General features: G+C 37.7%; 18 protein-coding genes. 2 read left to right on the top strand and 16 right to left on the bottom strand.

Annotated elements, in window-relative coordinates:
- Positions 1–74: 74 nt before the first annotated feature.
- The gene (locus tag L0B53_RS01650; RefSeq protein WP_235059572.1) at positions 75–404 is read right to left on the bottom strand and encodes a hypothetical protein; all 330 of its coding nucleotides are present in this window, start codon (positions 402–404) and stop codon (positions 75–77) included.
- Positions 405–1,147: 743 nt separating this feature from the next.
- Here L0B53_RS01650 and malT point away from each other — a divergent pair.
- Positions 1,148–3,859, top strand: a complete 2,712-nt coding sequence (malT, locus tag L0B53_RS01655) for an HTH-type transcriptional regulator MalT (RefSeq protein WP_235059573.1) — start codon at positions 1,148–1,150, stop codon at positions 3,857–3,859.
- A gap of 109 nt (positions 3,860–3,968) precedes the next feature.
- Here the strand turns inward: malT and modC are convergent, their stop codons facing one another.
- From modC to L0B53_RS01680, 5 genes are all read right to left on the bottom strand, one after another.
- A complete protein-coding gene (gene modC, locus L0B53_RS01660; RefSeq protein WP_235059574.1) occupies positions 3,969–5,042 on the bottom strand; it encodes a molybdenum ABC transporter ATP-binding protein ModC in 1,074 nt (357 codons plus the stop codon).
- 50 nt (positions 5,043–5,092) lie between these two features.
- Positions 5,093–5,782 (bottom strand): molybdate ABC transporter permease subunit, encoded by a 690-nt coding sequence (gene modB, locus L0B53_RS01665; protein ID WP_235059575.1) that lies wholly within the window; start codon positions 5,780–5,782, stop codon positions 5,093–5,095.
- The gene (modA, locus tag L0B53_RS01670) at positions 5,779–6,555 is read right to left on the bottom strand and encodes a molybdate ABC transporter substrate-binding protein (RefSeq protein ID WP_235059576.1); all 777 of its coding nucleotides are present in this window, start codon (positions 6,553–6,555) and stop codon (positions 5,779–5,781) included. The genes modB and modA overlap by 4 nt, the downstream gene beginning before the upstream one ends.
- Before the next feature lie 225 nt (positions 6,556–6,780).
- A complete protein-coding gene (locus tag L0B53_RS01675; protein ID WP_235059577.1) occupies positions 6,781–6,972 on the bottom strand; it encodes a restriction endonuclease subunit S in 192 nt (63 codons plus the stop codon).
- Positions 6,973–7,083: 111 nt separating this feature from the next.
- Positions 7,084–7,806: a DUF3581 family protein gene (locus L0B53_RS01680; RefSeq protein ID WP_235059578.1), complete on the bottom strand. Its 723-nt coding sequence runs from the start codon at positions 7,804–7,806 to the stop codon at positions 7,084–7,086.
- A gap of 259 nt (positions 7,807–8,065) precedes the next feature.
- Here L0B53_RS01680 and L0B53_RS01685 point away from each other — a divergent pair, with 259 nt between their 5' ends.
- Entirely contained in the window at positions 8,066–8,749 is a 684-nt protein-coding gene (locus L0B53_RS01685; protein ID WP_235059579.1) for an HAD-IA family hydrolase, read from the top strand.
- A 29-nt stretch (positions 8,750–8,778) separates the two neighbouring features.
- Here the strand turns inward: L0B53_RS01685 and L0B53_RS01690 are convergent, their stop codons facing one another.
- The 10 genes from L0B53_RS01690 to L0B53_RS01735 all read right to left on the bottom strand — a co-directional run bounded on the left by L0B53_RS01690 (position 8,779) and on the right by L0B53_RS01735 (position 18,666).
- Entirely contained in the window at positions 8,779–9,702 is a 924-nt protein-coding gene (locus tag L0B53_RS01690; RefSeq protein WP_235059580.1) for a LysR family transcriptional regulator, read from the bottom strand.
- A 212-nt stretch (positions 9,703–9,914) separates the two neighbouring features.
- Complete coding sequence (locus tag L0B53_RS01695) at positions 9,915–10,547, bottom strand: OmpA family protein (protein WP_235059581.1); 633 nt, start codon at positions 10,545–10,547, stop codon at positions 9,915–9,917.
- A 21-nt stretch (positions 10,548–10,568) separates the two neighbouring features.
- Positions 10,569–12,137 (bottom strand): TadE/TadG family type IV pilus assembly protein, encoded by a 1,569-nt coding sequence (locus L0B53_RS01700; RefSeq protein ID WP_235059582.1) that lies wholly within the window; start codon positions 12,135–12,137, stop codon positions 10,569–10,571.
- Position 12,138: 1 nt separating this feature from the next.
- Entirely contained in the window at positions 12,139–12,675 is a 537-nt protein-coding gene (gene tadF, locus L0B53_RS01705; protein ID WP_235059583.1) for a tight adherence pilus pseudopilin TadF, read from the bottom strand.
- On the bottom strand, positions 12,659–13,180 hold the full coding sequence (locus tag L0B53_RS01710; protein ID WP_235059584.1) for a TadE/TadG family type IV pilus assembly protein: 522 nt from the start codon (positions 13,178–13,180) through the stop codon (positions 12,659–12,661). The genes tadF and L0B53_RS01710 overlap by 17 nt, the downstream gene beginning before the upstream one ends.
- A complete protein-coding gene (locus L0B53_RS01715) occupies positions 13,177–14,385 on the bottom strand; it encodes an SPOR domain-containing protein (RefSeq protein WP_235059585.1) in 1,209 nt (402 codons plus the stop codon). The genes L0B53_RS01710 and L0B53_RS01715 overlap by 4 nt, the downstream gene beginning before the upstream one ends.
- Positions 14,386–14,390: 5 nt before the next feature.
- On the bottom strand, positions 14,391–15,221 hold the full coding sequence (locus L0B53_RS01720) for a type II secretion system F family protein (RefSeq protein WP_409202804.1): 831 nt from the start codon (positions 15,219–15,221) through the stop codon (positions 14,391–14,393).
- Between the two features lie 9 nt (positions 15,222–15,230).
- A complete protein-coding gene (locus L0B53_RS01725; protein WP_235059587.1) occupies positions 15,231–16,142 on the bottom strand; it encodes a type II secretion system F family protein in 912 nt (303 codons plus the stop codon).
- Positions 16,139–17,419, bottom strand: a complete 1,281-nt coding sequence (locus tag L0B53_RS01730; RefSeq protein WP_235059588.1) for a CpaF family protein — start codon at positions 17,417–17,419, stop codon at positions 16,139–16,141. Before L0B53_RS01730 ends, L0B53_RS01725 begins: the two co-directional genes overlap by 4 nt.
- Positions 17,416–18,666, bottom strand: a complete 1,251-nt coding sequence (locus tag L0B53_RS01735) for a hypothetical protein (RefSeq protein WP_235059589.1) — start codon at positions 18,664–18,666, stop codon at positions 17,416–17,418. Before L0B53_RS01735 ends, L0B53_RS01730 begins: the two co-directional genes overlap by 4 nt.

Genomic DNA, 18,666 nt, shown 5'->3' on the forward strand with positions numbered 1-18,666 from the left:
ATCAATATAAACAACCTAGCAGCTCCAATTACTTTGGGTATAGAGCAGCTTCCAGTATGAAAGGTATAAATACGTTATTTCGTTTCACGAGCCAGCTTATTTTTTCTAGAGAGTTTGACAAGATCTTGCAATGATTCAACTTGTTTAATATTTTTTGAAGCAAAAATATCTCGATGGTAGTACTCGATTTGATTATTTTTATCTGTTCGTTTGAATCGACGAAGACAACCGCAAGATTTTCTTCGACCACGTATTAAAGCATCTGCACGGGCAAAGGCCAAATTGCCGCAGTCGCAATGACAGAGCCATCCTTTCTGATCTTTATAGGTGTCGGTACTAACTGCGATCAATAGCCCAAAACGTTGAAAGGTAAGATCAATTCGATTCCGTATTATATTTGCCACTTAAACTACCTAACTAATAGTTAGAGATACCTTTGTTATTCGATCATGAGTTCTATACCCTTCTTACTTGAAGTTGCTAGGTTGTTGGCCTCGTTCATTCGCCCCAATCATATAGAAACCTAGACTCATGGGGTTTCATTCCTTGCCACCTACTAGCAATACTTTGGGTATAAAAGGCACAAGTTATATCTAAATAACTTTATCCCTTTTTTACTTAACGTTGTTAGGTTATTGGCTGCACTCGTTCGCCCCAATCATATAGAACAACTATACTCATGAGATCTCTGTTATTTGTCGCCAACTAACCACTAAAAATACAGGAGGTCTATCTCTATTACATTCAAAGATTATTTAAAATAATTATTATTAAAAACAGAAAATAATAATCAATAACGTTTAACTTATTATTTACTCTATTCCTGCGGTATATTTAAAAATATCATTTCATCGTGTTTTGTAAATAGAATGACTCATTTAATAAAAAATATTAAATTTACTTTTTATTAAATTTTTCAATTATATAAATGTTCAGTTATGGAACCACCCTGATAAAATCACGCCTCAGCAAGCCCTCCTCTCAATGTGATGTATATCGCACTTTTAGTAGATTTATCGAGATACTAAGCAATTAGCTTCTTTTAAGTTAATCAATCTTGTTTAAATTTTGATACATTAACGGCAGCTATTTTTTCTCAGCACTGATTGATATCTGCTGTTTATCTGACAAATTGAAAATAAATATTATGTGGATTCCCTCTAAAATTACCAAACCCGCTGATTTACATCGCGCCATAGAAAGACCAAGGCTGTTATCCTTATTAACTAATGCTGCCCGCTATCGATTAGTACTTTTCCGCTCCCCAGCAGGTTATGGCAAAACAACGATTGCTTCTCAATGGCTTTCTCAGCTTAATCATGTTGCTTGGTTCAATTTAGATGAAAATGATAATGACCCATTTCGATTTGTTAATTATTTTATCAGAGCGATTAATAAAGCGACCAATAATCAATGTAAACAGAGCCAAATCATTGCCGAACGTCGACAATTTTCAACATTATCCGCTCTGTTTAATGAACTATTTATTGAGTTAAGCCAATTTAATAAACAGTTATATGTTGCGTTAGATGATTATCATTTAATTAATAATGATGAAATTAACCGTAGTATTCGATTTTTTATTAAACAGATGCCAGAAAACATTACGGTTGTTATCACTAGTCGCTCACAACCTACACTAGGTATCGCCAATTTGCGGGTCAGAAATCAATTAATTGAAGTTGGAGTCGATCAGCTTGCGTTTGATCATGATGAGACCTCCTATTTCTTTGAGCAGCGCGTCACAGATAAAGTCACTGACTCTACGATCAATGAAATTGTCACTCAAATTGAAGGCTGGCCTTCTGCGTTACAATTAATTGCTTTACACACTAAGCAAGTTAATGCCGACCTTGCCCAATCAGCCCTATCCATGGTTAATTATAATAAAGGGCATTTATGGGAGTACTTAGCAGAAGAGATCTTTGATTTATTACCCGAAAATCAACAAAACTTTTTACTACAATGTTCAGTTTTCTCAACGTTTAATGCTCAGTTAATTATTGAAGTAACGGGACAAATTGACGCCCCAAGTATGTTAGAACAGCTTCATAAACAAGGTGTATTTTTATCTGCTCTAGAGGGTGAATATGAATGGTTCAAATTCCACAATCTATTTCGAGAATTTCTAATCCATCAGCGTCAATTGCAACTGCCTAATCAAGAGATACAAATCCACACAACTGCCGCTCACGCATGGTTGAAACAAGGTTCGCTCCATCAAGCTTTAGAACATGCAATGCTAGCTAAAAACAGTGCTTTAATTATTGAAATTCTATTAGAAAATAGCTGGGGTATGTTCCAAAAAGGCGAGTTTTCTCTATTAGATAAAGCGCTGGAAAAAATTGATTCTGAATCTTTTTATACCTATCCAAGGTTACTTGTACTTCGAGCATGGTTAGCACAAGGACAGCATCGTTATCAGCAAGTTGGGCATATCCTTGAGGATGCAATGGTTGAGTTAGCAGAAAGAGGAAACAAGCTCGATGATTCCCTGCTCGGTGAAATCAATGCATTAAAAGCGCAAGCCGCTATCAATTGTAATGATCCGGTCACGGCTTTAAATCTGTCTCAAGAAGCACTCGGGCAACTAGACAGCAACGACTATCGTAGCCGAATTGTTGCAACTTCAATTGTCGGTGAAGTTCATCATGTTTTAGGTCATTTAAGCCGTGCTTTGCCAATGATGCAGCAGACAGAGAAAATTGCACGTCAACATAAAACACATCAACAGGCACTTTGGGCGATCTTACAACAGAGTGAAATCCTTATTGCTCAAGGACAATTACAAGCGGCTTATGAGCTACAAGAAAATGCGTTTAAGTTAATTAAAGATCAACATCTCCAGCAAGTTCCTCTTTATGAATTTTTGTTAAGAATTAGAGCTAACATTTTATGGTCTTGGTATCGACTTGATGAAGCGGAAGATTGTATCCATGAAGGATTGGCGGTACTTGCAAACAGCACTGATGCCAATTCGCTTCATTGCTATGCGATGCTGGCCCGTATCGCGTTAAGTCGTGGCGAAATTGATAAAGCGTCACGCTACCTTGATACCTGCCAAACTCTAATTAACAACAATATTTACCACATTGATTGGTTAGCTAACACCTACTTCGTGCAAATTAACTATTGGCAACTGACTGGCAATCAAGCAGCAATTAAAAATTGGTTAGCGGTTGCAGAGCGTCCAGATGGGGCAAATAACCACTTTCAGCAGCTGCAATACCGTAATATCGTCCGTGCTCAAATATTACTGGGTGAGTTGACGGCAGCAGAAGAAACTCTCAAATATATGATTGAAGAGTGTGACCGATTAGAACTCATCACGGATAAAAACCGCAATTTAATCTTAAAAGTCTTGCTCAGACAGGAGCAAAATTTAGCGGATGATGCTTATCAAAGTCTGAAGGATGCACTGCAATTAACCAGTAAAACCGGCGTCTTAGGCGATTACTTATTAGATAGTGACAAACTTCAACCTTTACTACAGGCTCTATTAAAAGACAAAGAGACCAATGAGTTAGAACAACACCGAATCAATTTATTGTTATCAGAAATGTGTCATATTGAACGTTCGAATTCAACTCACTTTGATGAAGCCTTTGTTGAACAACTGCTTAGTCATCCCAATATTCCAGAGTTAATTCGCGTCAGTCCGTTAACTCAACGAGAGTGGCAGGTTTTAGGATTGATTTATGCGGGCTTTACCAATGATCAGATTTCAAATGAGCTCAATGTTGCGATTACCACAATTAAGACCCATATCCGAAATCTCTATCAAAAGCTAAGTATCAGTAATCGTAAGGAAGCGATTATGACAGCAGAAGAGCTACTTTCCTTGGTGCACATTGTTTAATTTTTGATGCCTGAGGAAATGAAAGTTTACACGCTGACTCTCCATCCTGATATACCTCAAATAGGAAGGATAATATCAGGATGGAGGGCTTATGTGATTGCGATTGTGTTTATCCCATATCTTCTTGGCTAACACTCACCCCTTTGATTTGTGCAAATACCTCATCCCCAACTTTTAATCCTAACTCATCAACAGCCCAATTCGTTAAGGTTGCCCAAATAAAGTTATCACCAATTTTTAATTGTAACTGGCTATTCTCTTTAGCATCAATAAGCTGAGTGATGGTTGCAGAAAGAATATTACGAATACTGGTACCTTCAGGTCGGTGGAGCACAATGGAGACATCACTGGCCCTAATTCGAACTCTTACTGACTCACCCACGACTTTTTCTAATGCTGAAACCCAAAGAGAAGAGTGGTTTGAAATTGCTAATTGACTCATTGCATATTTTGGATGATGACCAATGAGCTGTGCAGTAATCATCGAGCTCTGCTCATACCCCTCCAGCCAAGGTCTCATCTCCGCGCTACTCCATACTGTTGCAAGTTCACCACTAGCTACAACCCTTCCTGCATCAAGAACCACTAAATGGTCAGCAAGGCGCAAAATTTCTTGTAAACTATGGGTGACATAAACAATGGGAATAGAAAACTCATTCGCCAGTTGTTCTAAATAAGGTAAAAGTTCCCGTTTACGAGGAAGATCTAACGATGCTAAAGGCTCATCCATTAACAAAAGTCGTGGTTGACTCAGCAGCGCTCGACCAATCGCCACACGCTGTTTCTCCCCACCAGAGAGCGAACTAGGATAACGATTAAGTAGATCAGAAAGTCCTAATAATGCAACCACTTGTTGAAAAAGCTCAGGCTGATGCTTTTTACTGCCATACTTAAGATTCCCCTTAACCGTATAATGCGGAAAGAGACGAGCATCTTGGAAAACATAACCAATTTGACGCTGTTCAGGAGGGAGAAAAATTCGTTTTTCACTATCAAAATAGATTTTATCATCAATCGCTAACAAGCCCTTATCTGGACGCGATAAGCCACTTAATTGATTAACAAACGAGGTTTTCCCTGCCCCTGAACGACCAAAGATCGCAGTAATTCCGCTAGAAGGAAATTGGCAATCAATATCTAATAACAGTTGTCCTAATTGCTTTTGAATGGCAACTTGAAGCATCTATTCTTCCTTAATCTATTAATCAACACATATTCACGATTGAACAGTCGTTACCCAGCAAGACGACGTTTCATTCTTTTTGCCATCCACTCAGAGAATAGCAGTGAAAGCAGAGAGATAATAATCGCCACAATACAAAGCCGACTTGCTTGCGCTTCTGCACCCGGTGTTTCAATAAATGTATACATCGCTAACGGGATTGTCTGAGTTTGACCGGGAATATTAGAGACAAAGGTAATCGTCGCCCCAAACTCCCCTAAGCTACGAGCAAATGCCAATACCACGCCACTAATGATGCCTGGAACCACTAAAGGCAGTGTAATGGTAAAAAAGACTCGTAAACGATTCGCACCTAACGTTCTTGCTGCTTGTTCTAATTTAATGTCGACCCCTTCTAGCGCTAAACGTATCGAACGTACCATCAAAGGGAAAGAGACCACCGCAGAGGCTAAAACCGCGCCTCGCCAGCTAAAACTGAAACTAAAACCAAACCATTGGTAGAGCCATTGTCCAATAAACCCCTGTCGTCCCATTGCGACTAAAAGCAGATAACCAATAACAACAGGAGGAAGTACTAATGGAAGGTGAATAATACCATCTAAAAGAGACTTACCTATAAACTGATATCTCGCCAGTAACCAAGCGAAAAGTATGGCAAATGGAAGACTCCAAATTACCGCGGTAGAAGCCACTTTTAAGCTTAATAATAAAGCATCAATTTCATAGGGTGTTAAGGTCACTGAACAACCTTAAAACCAAATGTTTTATACGTTGCTTTGGCTTGTTTAGATAATAAGAAGCGATAAAAGTTAGTCGCAGCTTTAGAAGGTGAATGAGAGACTAGCGCCATTGGATACTCTATCGCGGAGTGGCTACTTTCAGGAAAAGTAGCAACAATATTCACTTTTTTCGAGATTAATGCGTCGGTTGTATACACAATACCAAGCGGAGACTCACCGCGTTCAACCAAAGCCAGCGCTGCACGGACATTATTTGCACTGGCTAAACGGGTTGATAGCGTTTGCCAAACCCCTTCACTCTGTAACGATTGTTTTGCATAGATCCCCGCTGGAACATAGTTAGGGTCAGCAACCACTAATCGGCTACCATTTAACCCTGCTAGCCATTGTTCACTTTCAGATAATTTAAATGGGGAAACAGAATGATGAATACCTGAAATCACGGCTAAACTATTTTTAACCAAAACTTTTCGACTATTTGCATCAACGGCTTTTTGATCAATAACGTAATCCATCCAACGATCATTAGCTGAAATAAAAATGTCTGCAGGTGCGCCTTGGCTAACTTGACGAGCCAGAGACGACGAACCCGCATACGAAACAATCACATCATCACTAGAAATCGCTTTATATTGTTCAACGACTTTATTCACGGCATCAGTCATTGAAGAGGCTGCAAAAACCGTCACTCTTTCTTGAGCGAATATTTGATGACTTAATGTCAGTGAAATAAGTGCAACTCCGACGACCTTTAATTTGCCTATTAATGACATATATAACCTGCTTATTATTACGCTTTAATGGATTCTACTCTAAAAATAGAATGAGGTGTTACTCGATAACAGTGACCATGGTAAAGAATTTGAAAAAAGAGACAAAAAAAAGGATTCTCATACAAATGAGAATCCTTTTTCATCATCACTCAATCTATTCAAATTTCCCATATTGAAAGGAACGAGAACAAATCAGATTAAGTTAACTTATTCGATTTCAGCGATCTACTGTTGATTTTGCTGTTTTGTCGCATAAAAGTGAGCAAAATACTGTTCTAATATTTCTGGAGTCAATTTACCTTGCTCTTCCAATGCTTTTAACTCAGCAGCAATTTTTTTCTGCTCTTCTAGGGATGGCAATGGAATCTCAGGCTCATCACCAGCATCTTGGATTAGCTGTTCAAGATCATTTTGCATAATGTTTTCCTACATTTTCTATTGGATCTAATAAATATTAAACCGTATTAATAATTAAATTATAACTGATCCATAGTCAAAGAGAAATCATCGAGATCAATAGATGAAAATTTAGCAAACTGTTTTATGAATTTGATAATGTTCTTTTCTACCATTATAAGCATTGACTAACACATCAATATCTTCTTGGACAAATGGACGCAGTCCACCTAAGATCATATGCTTACACCCCGTACCAATAACTTCGCCTTCAGATTTAAAGACAAACCCTAAAGTAACATTGCCACGCTTACCTTCAATATCTAAGCGAGTCTCTGCTAATTCAATCGTCGGTTCTGAGAAATCAAGTGTCGTAAAATGAATAGACATATCTTCATACATCACTAACGGACGAGACGGATTAATCATCATTCCTTTGTCTTTCATCAGTGGCATTAAAATATGCGGAAAATTTTCACCTGAAAAGCGTACATAATTTTTAATTAAATGAGCCACCATACCTTGATCTGTCGAGCATTCGCCCTGACGCTCAACCTTTAAGTAGGCTTTTTCTTGCTGATCGATAAATTGGAAGTTTTCATCATCTAAGTGATGAGGTGATAATTCAGTCGTATCATTGACCACAGCCGCAAATCGAAACGTCATCGATTGACTGACACCAATTTGGCTCAACGTTAACCCAAAAAGAAGATCACCCGGAACACAAAAGCGGGTCGCATCTTCATCGTGAATGGGATTAAAATCATTAGCGATCGCTTTTGCAAAGTGGCTAGCTTGTGGACGAGTAATCGACCATTGCCCGTCTTTTTCGTTAACATATTCAGAGATAAACATAAGGATTGATTCACACAGTTTTAATAATTACTGCCAGTCTACACTAAAACAGTGATTTCAATGGTCTAGCCAGATAAAACAACCAGTAGAGAAAACTGAAATCATCGCGATAAAAGGTGTGATCCCCTTCATGAATTTTCATTCCATTAACTTTAATTTAACGATCTATTTAACACTTACTAATATTATGGTTTTTATTCTCAATTATTATTTGATAACTTGAAAATAGAATAAACATCAGCAAAAAAGAAGACAAAAAATGCAGCCGTTAATAGGAAATATAAAAAGTCCATTAGCAAAAAAATGTGTCATATTTGACTGCAACGGGACACTTAACAACAGCGAGTTTCTTTGCAATCAGTCACTTATCAATGTATTTAATCGTCACTTTAATTGCAATCTGACTATCGAAGAGTGCATGGAACAATACAATGGTGGTAACGTTGTTGATGTCATTTTCGAGCTTATGCATTTTACTGGCGTTTCAGCCCCATTAGAATATGTAGAAGCCTTATATCGACAAGAGCGAGAAATTCAATTTCAACAACACCTAAAACCCACCAAAGGAATCATCTCTCTGCTTACTCGATTAAAAGAGCAAGGGATTGAGATGTGTGTTATCGCCAAGTGTGACAGTAAGAATATGCTAGAAAATTTAACACTCTTAGGCTTATCCTCTTTTTTTAAAAATAGCCTATTTTCTGGTGATGATTTTAATAGTTATAAACCTGAACCTGACATTATTCATTATGCCGCCCTTAATATGGGGTATTCATTAGATGAATGTATCTTTATTGATGATTCACTATTAGGGGTTCAAACCGGAGTAAATGCACAGGTTACAACCGTTCATTTCCATTCTAACCCCGCATTTAAAAAATTCGATAATCCAGAGGTTATTGAGATAGAGGAAATTGAACATTTAAGCCAGTTACTTATTTAAGCTTAAAAGTTTAACTATTTTAGAATTAATTAATGGCTGGTTAATAGTGAAGAACTTAACGGCAAACTACTTTTATTCAAAATAGACTCATTTTGTAACCTTGCTACAAACCAGTCAGTCAAATAAGAGATATCTTCTCTATTACTTAGTCTTAAGGTTAAGAGTTCTGTTACTGTCGGTAATAAATTAGAGTCAATAATGTCCACTTTTTGATGATCTATCAGAGAATCAACTAATGAAGAGTGGATACAAGCAATCCCTTTACTTTTACTACATAATTCAACAATTAACTTATTATCTTCTAACTGCCAAACAGGCATTACATTCATTAAATTAGATAAAATATGTTGACGCTGTTGAGGATTTAACAACAGTCGAAAATAGCTCAAATCAAAAATAGACCTTGCTTGTTCAATATGTGGCGTTAACTCTTTTGCGGCAATCCAAACATATTTAGATAACTCTAAAGTATATGATTGACAATCTAATGTTTCAAATTGGTCATTGAAACTGATAATAATATCCAGTGTTCCGTCACTCAACAGTTGTTCTAATTCTTGACTTTCACGACACACAACATTTAATTCAATTGATGAAAATAAATTTTCAAAATCTAAAAAGACGGATAATAACTCATCACCAAAGGCAATAGGATCGACACCAATAGATAAAATCGGTTTTTTATTTTCAGCTAGAACTTGTACTTGTTCTTTAAATTGAACCGCTTGATTTTGTAGTAGCCGAGCTTTTTTTAGTAATAAATTACCATTAGCTGTCAATTTAATACTACGACCTTGACGAAGAAAAAGAGTAAATCCTAAATCTATCTCTAAATTTTGAATCGTTTGACTGACATTACTTTGACTGCGCTTTAATTTTTTTGCTGCCAAACTAAAAGAGCCGTTATCTGCTACAGAAATAAACGCATCAATAGCATCAATTTGAATTTTCATTGTGCTAATCCTTAGCAAAAAACATATGAAAATAGTTTATACCATAATTCCAACATGAAAAAAAACCCTATAAAATCATATTTTTATACATTCATATGACAAATAGGGTTATTAAGCGTGTTATTGCACCAATTTAACAAAATTTCGGCACTAATTTAATATAAGCAAATCAAATCGTCGTTAAGTATTCATTAAATAGTAACAAAAGCATATTACTCAATAGTGATCTCGACTCGTCGATTTTTTTCTCTACCCACTTCCGTTTCATTACTTTCAACAGGAGTCGCTTCTCCTTGAGTTTGAATCGCCAATTTATCCACTGCAATTCCATTTTGGTTCAAATTATCTGCCGTTTTAGTGGCACGATCCAAACCTAACTCTAAGTTATATTTCTCACTGCCGATACTATCAGTATGTCCTTCTAAAATAACGGTACCATTTTTATCTTTAATTCGTTGTGCAACCTCTGCCAAAATTTGTTTTGAAGCAGAGGTTAATGTTGCTTGATCAAAATTAAAATAGACCCGAGCAATCGGCCCCGTATTAACGACTTCAATCACTTTCTCTTCTTTTAAAAACTCAAAACAGTCATCACCCAAGCTTATTGAAGTTTTCTGTAATGAATTAAGATAATTTGGATCAGTTACTTGTTCAACAATTTGTAATTTCCCATTTCGATGCAGTGCCGTTGCATAAACTTCATCGACATAGCTCACTTGTTCGATAACCATATTATTGGTCGCACAAAGTTGATCTATTTTCTCATTAATATCTGTCGAATTTGCCAATGCGATATTTGAATAATTCGCCAAGATTAACATTAGAGCTAACGATTTACTTTTCATTTATATTCCTAATCGGCTCAATTAGCCTAATGTTTGATCATAAAGGCGACTAATTCCATTAGTTGCAGAACCTTTACGGATCTGTTCTTCTATTTTATAAATTAGATCTTCACTATTTTCTACATCGATAACATCGTCGGCACAATCTTTAAATGATGTTTGTCCTTCTGCATTAAAATCAATCCCTAACACTCCAATATAAAGCGGGTTTTTATGATCTTGAAACTCTTCGCGGATCTTGTCACAGAGTCCTTTATCAACCAACTCTTGAAAGGTTCGCTTTAAAGGGTCTTCTTGCCCATCACTTAAAATCAATAACATTTGTGAACGCTCATGATAAGCTTCTAATTGATCTTCATACATGCCGTCATTATTATTTTGTGGCTTACCCGCAAGTAGTATTTGAGCGCCTCGAATCACACCTTGATATACAGCAGTTCCACCGTTAGCATCCATATCATCTATATCTGGAATTTTTCGCTCTAAAGGTAACGTATTAAAGTTGGTTTTACACATTCCAGAATTAAATATGCCATTATAATTCTTTTCAATTTGGATATTTTTTGAATTAACTGGATTAATATCATTCCACTGATTAACGGTTTTAGCAAAATCAATCTGCTCATACATATCAGGATAACGACTATTTGTATCACTAGATCTATAGATAATATCTTCGATCGCTTTTGCTTCACGACGAGTACGTTGATCATTTTGTCCACTAATATCAGGACAATGATCTTTATTATCTGCGCAATCATTTAATTTATCTTCAGAATATCCTGACCATTCATACCAATTTAAATCATCATAATCATAATAGTTATCACCGACTTTTTCCGGTAAGTACTTCAACTGAGTCACACAATAATCAACATTATTCACCTTATCTTGAGTACGCATATTATAAGGCACGACACCAATTCGATGAGCATATCCTTTCTCATCACTATGACTAGAGAGTAAATTGGTGGATATAATATTTACCTGCTCTTTTAATACTGAAAGTTTCGTACGTTCTGAACCGCTCCATCTATAATCCATCGATCCAGAAAAATCGGTGATAAAGACTAAATCTAAGTCTGACGGTAGCTGATAGGTTTTTGCCATCGCACTGTTAGCGACATCACTCCCTGATGATTCTGCCGTCTTGTCGCCCATCCAGCTCTCAAAATGCGCTGTCGCATCAACTTGATATTTGACAAAATATGCATCATCATCTTCAATCTGCTCTTTACCTTCAGTACGCGTGACATCAAGATTTTTTAGCTCTTCCATATTGTCGATATATTGCTCAATATATAAACGGGCTAAATGATGGGAGTAATCTTCACTACGAGAATCAATCTCTTCTCTGTTTGCCATTGAAACCGCTAGGGTTGCAGATTCAGCAGCATCGGCCATTCGATTCTGTTTTTGAATAAGGCGAGTACTTTCAAGTGAAAGGTGAACCGCTCCCATCATGGGCAGCATTAATAGTGCGGTAATAATGGCCGCAACCCCTTTCTGCTTGGTTCCAAACGATTGCGATAAATTACGCTTCATTACAGGAAAATGTCTGCTTTCTTGAACCAATTTTTTATCACTCATATTACCTCCCTGGTACCACTGAGCTGGCTTGTAAATGACGATAAGATGTATGATCACTAAAGTAACCGTCCACCTTCAAACAAACGGTTACTTGATAAATAGGAAACTGTAACCCATCATCTCGCTCTGGCATCAACCCTGATAACGACTCTATATTTTTATTACCGCGGCATTGACTCTCACTATCAAAATTCTGAGCAAAGTGTTGGGATGATTCCTCCCCCTCTCCTAATGGAATTAACGCTTCAACATACAAGCCATAACCATCACGTTTCACTGGCGCTTGTAGATTTAACATCTCTGCAGCTATCTCATTGAGTTGCTCAAAATCTTCCTGACTCACAACCTGACGTCCTTCATAAAAACGAGCACGTTCTTTTAAAGTCGATGCTAACGAATAGCTAACACGTTCTACTTGGGTTTTGGTTAATACTTGCGTTGAAAGGTCTGAAACAAACAAAATAACCGTCGTTAAAATCCCCATAATAAAAGCCAATTCAACAGCAAAGGCGCCTTTTTGCTTAGCTCTCATCTTCATCAGACCACCCCTCATGCTCTTGCACAGACAACACTTTGCGTACTATTTTGCTATCGGTAAATCCTGTACTGATATAAAGTGGTGAATAGTCATAACTCACTTCATACATGACCAATGGACATCGATCACATGATGTAGCATCAAAATCAGTGTTAGTTAATGCATCAATATCGGGGTACTGTTTCATTGATATAACAAAGTTTTCTGGCTGTACCATCATATTCCACAGCTCATTATCACGAGTAAATACATCTTGTAATCGCTCATCATACGTAGAGCCGTATTGCCCTTCATAAACTTTAGTTAAACGAGAGGACTCTGAAAGCGCAGTCTCAGTTAAGTTAACAATAAAAACAAAACGACACAGCTCAAAAATCCCCATAATCGCTAAAATCAATAGGGGAAATCCAAGCGCAAATTCAATCGCGACGACACCTTGTTGGTCACTCTTATTTTTTCTCTGCCGTTGTCGTTGACGTACAGTTTTTAAACTCAATATTTTCATACAGCTTCACCTGACATCACATCTTTTAATGCTCGATCATTGGCAACAGCTTCTTGTTGTTTTGGCTGTATAACTGTTTTTTCTAACTGAATAACATACTGATGATTTTTTAATTGCTTTGCTTGCTGTTTAGCGAACACTTTTACACCGTGTAGCGTAGCTTCTTGACCTAACGCTAAGCGATACCATTTTTTCCCATTCACCATTGCTGGTCGTATCGCAACCTTAAGTCCTTTTTTGGCAAACAACTTTTTCTGCTGCTCGGCTTCTTTTTGATAACGGAATGATCCAAGTTGTAGGTAGTAAATACGCTGATACTGTTTCGTGACTATTGTCTTACTTTCTTCGTCATTGTTCATTTTTACTTTTTTTGCTGACGTATTATTTAGCACTTCTGCTTTTTTTGTTTTAACCACATTATGAAGAGCGACGTCTATACTTTTGGCTTGTTTCGATTCAGGAATATCGAGCACATCTCTTTTATCAACAAAAAAACCACGCTTCTCAACGACGGTGCTGAATTGGCTAACTTGTTGGCTATTTTCATAACCTAATTGCAATAACACACGATTAAGATCGTTAGTTCTGCCCATTTTTAAAAGTGCTACCGCTAAGTTGGCCCCGACTTTGCTATTATCTGGTTGAGTTTGATAAAGTGGAAATAGTATATCGACGGCTTTTTGATACTCACCTTGATAGACATAAACTAACCCTAAGTTATTTTTGATATCTAACTCATTACCTCCACGCAAGCGGGCTTCATTCAAGTTATTAATCGCATATTGGTACAATCCTAACTGTGCATTGGCGATGCCCATCCCCATATACAGCTCTTTTGAATCATCTCCATATTGTTTTGCCAAATAATAGGAATCTAACGCATCACTGTATTTTTGTTGCTTATTATAAACATCACCAAGAAGACGGTAGAGATGACCATTTTCTTTATTCTGCTCTAATGCACGATGAAGATAAAAGTTAGCAGACTCTAAATCTTTATTATTTAAATACAGCTCCGCAATCGTTAACTGTAGTCCGCTATTTTCAGGATCAAGAGCAAGCTGACCTTTATAGTAATTAATCAGCGCAGGGTAATTATGACTGCGTTTATATTGATCGAGTAAGGCTTGCTGCTCTTTTGTTATTGAACTGGCACAACCAAAAAGGGTTAAACAGAGCATTAAAGTAATTATTTTTTTCATCATTCAGACTATCCCATTGAACGCATAATTGGCGGCGCTAAAATTAATATAATGATTGGAAACATAATTAGTAGAATTAGCGGGCCACTCATCTTGGCTGATAACTTACCAATTTTCTCTTCCATCGATAAAATTTGTTCTTTACGCATATCTTCTGCAAGATCAGATAACACGTTAGAAATAGAAGTGCCATATTGAATATTTTGAGTCAAAGTTAACGTAAAACTGCGTACCGATGTGGTCGGTATTCGCTCGGCTAAATCCTTTAACGCCAGCTCTAACCCTTTAATGGCAGCAGCGTCAGACGTTTTTCTAATTTGATAGCAAAGATCCTTATCAAAAGACTGTAATTCATCACTTAAATAACGAAATGAAGCCTCCAAAGTCATCCCAGTTTGAACACAAACAGACATCATATCGAGCATATATGGCAATTGACGGCTGTTACTCTCAATAATCCGTTTCTTTCTCGCCACTAAATACATATCAGGTGCAACAAGAATAAAAATGAAAATTAATAGAATATAAATCAGCAGATCATTAATCGGCAAACCACTTAAATAACACAACAATAAAAAGGCAAAGAGAATCGTATATTTAACCGGAGCAAAATACCGAGATAACGCCGCATTATAGATCCCAGCATCTTCAAATTTACTTTTTAATTCTCGTTGCTGATTTTTCCCTAAGCCACCTAAAAACTCATGGAACCAATTCAAGTTAATTTTTACTTTATGATCTAAAAATCGACTCGCATTTAGTTTTCGAGTTTTTATGGTTAAATAGTGAGTTACTGCTAAAGAGATTAATAACGCCACCAGCAGCAGAGGGAGTAAAATAGTTAACATCTATTTCGCTCCTCTCACTAACATCCAAACAATAAATAACCCTAACGTTTCACTTCCGACCACGTAATAAAGTATTCCTCGTCCTTCTGGTGCAAAAAGAACAAAGTTAAAATCCTCTGGCGACATATATTTCAAACCGATCATAAATATCAGTGGAATTGCCCCGACGATTTTGGCTGAAATTCGTGCTTCAGAAGTCATTGCCATTTTCTTTTTTTCAAGATTTCTAGCTTCAACTAGTACACGAATCAATCGTCCCATTACAGACTTTAATTGCCCACCACGTGCCATATTGGCTCGAATGGTAATGACAAAAAATAAAAACGCAGGATAAGGGAATTTCTTACAAGAACGCTCAAAAATATCATCGACAGACTCACCTAGCATCATACGATCTGAGATATCTTTAAACTCATACCCAATGGTGTTATCTAACGTTTTACCCACATAACTAAACCCTTGGTTAATACTCTCTCCCGCAGTAACCGCACTCATCAATATATTCAATGCATCAGGGAAAGTTTCATCAAACTCTTTACGACGACGACCTAATAACCAAGATAACGATATCCAACTCACCGTCAATGAGCTAACAGGTACAAACCAAACTGGATTAAAATGTAGCCATGCATTATTGGCATATAACGAAAAAGAGATCACTACAATTAAAAAAGCGGTAAGTTTAAGCCGTGCTCTTTTACCCAATAATTCATTAACTAAAATTAAGAATTGTTGAGCTCGAATTAACAGTGGCGCATCGGTTAAGCCTTTAAGGTTAATGGCATCAGGTGCTAATGACGCCTCTTGCCCCTCTGGGAGTAAAAAAGCATATTTATTATTCTTTTTCTTACGCAGGTACAAATAAAGTCCAACAACTCCCACTAAGATAATAAACGCGATAGTTGAATTCATGAGCCATCACTCATCTCATAAGCTTGTTCTAATTCTCGACTTAGACCATAAAAACCGGCTTGTTCAGTGACTTTAGAGCGTCCACTGATCCCACTGGTTGTAAATCGTCCCGTGATTTTATCTGCCCCTTGGTTATTATCTTGCTCAAACTTAAATAATTCTTCCATCACCACAGCATCACCTTCTAAACCATAGATTTCAGAGATACTGGTGACTTTACGGCTACCATCACGAAGGCGACTCGCTTGTACCACTAACGTTACAGCTGAAACGATAGTACGACGGATCGCAGAAAGTGGAAGGCTCAAGTTCGCCATCATCACCATCGATTCAATTCGAGAGATTGCATCACGAGGGGTATTAGCATGGAGCGTTGACATCGAGCCATCATGCCCTGTATTCATGGCCTGTAACATCTCAAAAGCTTCTGAGCCACGACACTCGCCCAAAATAATTCGTTCAGGACGCATACGCAGTGCATTAATCACTAAGTCACGCTGAGTCACTGCGCCTGTCCCCTCAACACCGGCGGGACGTGTTTCTAAACGAACAACGTGGGGTTGCTGGATTCGAAGCTCTGCCGCATCCTCAATCGTTAGGATTCGCTCATCTTCACCGATATATTGAGAGAGTGCATTAAGTAGGGTTGTTTTTCCTGAGCCTGTACCACCAGAGATAATAATATTGATACGACAACGAGCAGCAATCATTAACACTCGCGCCATCGCAGGTGACATGGCACCAAAGCCCACCAGCTCTCGAAGTCCTAATTTTTGCTCTTTAAATTTACGGATCGAGATCGATACGCCATCAAGAGCGATAGGTGGAATCACAATATTAACACGACTACCATCGGCTAAACGGGCGTCAACAAGAGGCGAAGATTCATCAACACGTCGCCCCACATTATTGGCAATTCGTTTCGCGATATCGAGTAACTGCTGTTCACTCATAAAGCTCAAATCGGTTTTTTGAACTTTACCATTACGCTCAACAAAAATATCATCGACACTGTTAACCATGATGTCGGCGATAGATTCATCTTTCATCAATTCTTCAAGTGGGCCTAAGCCAATCAACTCATCGACTAAAGATTTTGCTAATTCAATCCGAGTAATCGATGGGATCGGTGTTGGGTAGCTACGGCTAAGGGTGTGAACCGCATTTTCAATCTGTTTTGTTAACTCTGCCGGCGTCATATCATTGACGATACTGGCATCGAGAACTTCAAAAATCTTACCGCGAAACTCTTCATATAACTCTCTTGCTAGACTCATTTACCTAGCCTCGACTTTAATTTTTGTACAAAAGAGCTTTTTTGATTTGGATCTTCACCATTGACTATCTTAGCCAAATCACTAAATGGCGAGGACTTTTTATTATCCGTCGTATGGAGTCGTTTGCCGTCAATTAACAGTGCCGCCGCATTTTTAATAAAGCTAATCTCAATATCTACTTTGCATTTCAAAAAGCGCTCAACCTCTTCACGGTTAAGGTTAAAGCTGCCTGTTGGGCGGTGATGATTCAACACCACAATCACACGTAATTTATCGTCTTTGATTAATGCGGCTTCACTGACTTTTTCTAAGATTTTTTGCCCACTACGAACACAAGAGATCGACGGATCGACCACAATAACAATCACATTATGTTGACGTACCACCCGTTCAATATCGAGTTTAAAATCAACTGACGCCGAGTAGTCATTGACGATAAAGTTAACTTGACGCTCTAATTTATGACAAATCGTATTGGTGTGACTCTCTAACAATTCATTTTTTGCATCGCCATCTAAAGCGAAATATTGAAAATTATGTGAAATTTCAGACAAATAACCCGCCGCAGACTCTTCATCCAACTTATCAATCTCAACCGAAATCTTGCTAAGTTCAACCTTTTCAAGATCTTTACGATTTAAAATAATATCAACATTACTATTATGAAAATGGTGATCAACTAACACACTTCGGCTGCCTTTTTTAGCCAACCCACTGGCAATTTCAGCGCTGATCACCGTCGTTCCAACACCACCTCGACAACCTAACACGGCGACTTGTTTGGCTTTACGAAAGTAACCATTTGCCAATAGTGCCGCTTGATTATTGGCAACTTGTTTAATACTTCTAATCAACTCATCACGAGTAGCTGGCCATGGTAGGTAATAGAAACCCATTTTTTCTAATTGGCGTAACACCGAAATCGAGTCATCACTACCAAGAACAATAATTGACCGGTTATTGGCGATTTTATTATTCAGCAATTCAACATCTTGCAATAGGTTTTCATTGCCGATTAAATCAAGAATAATGGTCTGTCCCAGCTGCTCAGGTTTCGCTTTATCTGGATCGCAACTTAAGCAATGTAAATCATCCCATGCTTCAAAGCGGCAAACCTCCTCAACGAGACTTTTACTTTCATTCGATTGATAAAAGAGGGTGATGCCACTGACAATTTGCTGCTGTTGTTGTTTCGGCTTGCTTTTGCTGTCGATAGTAAACGAGAGTTCATCCGCTAAATCAAACAT

This window comes from Vibrio sp. SS-MA-C1-2, from assembly GCF_021513135.1.
In the GTDB taxonomy this organism is placed as follows: Bacteria; Pseudomonadota; Gammaproteobacteria; order Enterobacterales; family Vibrionaceae.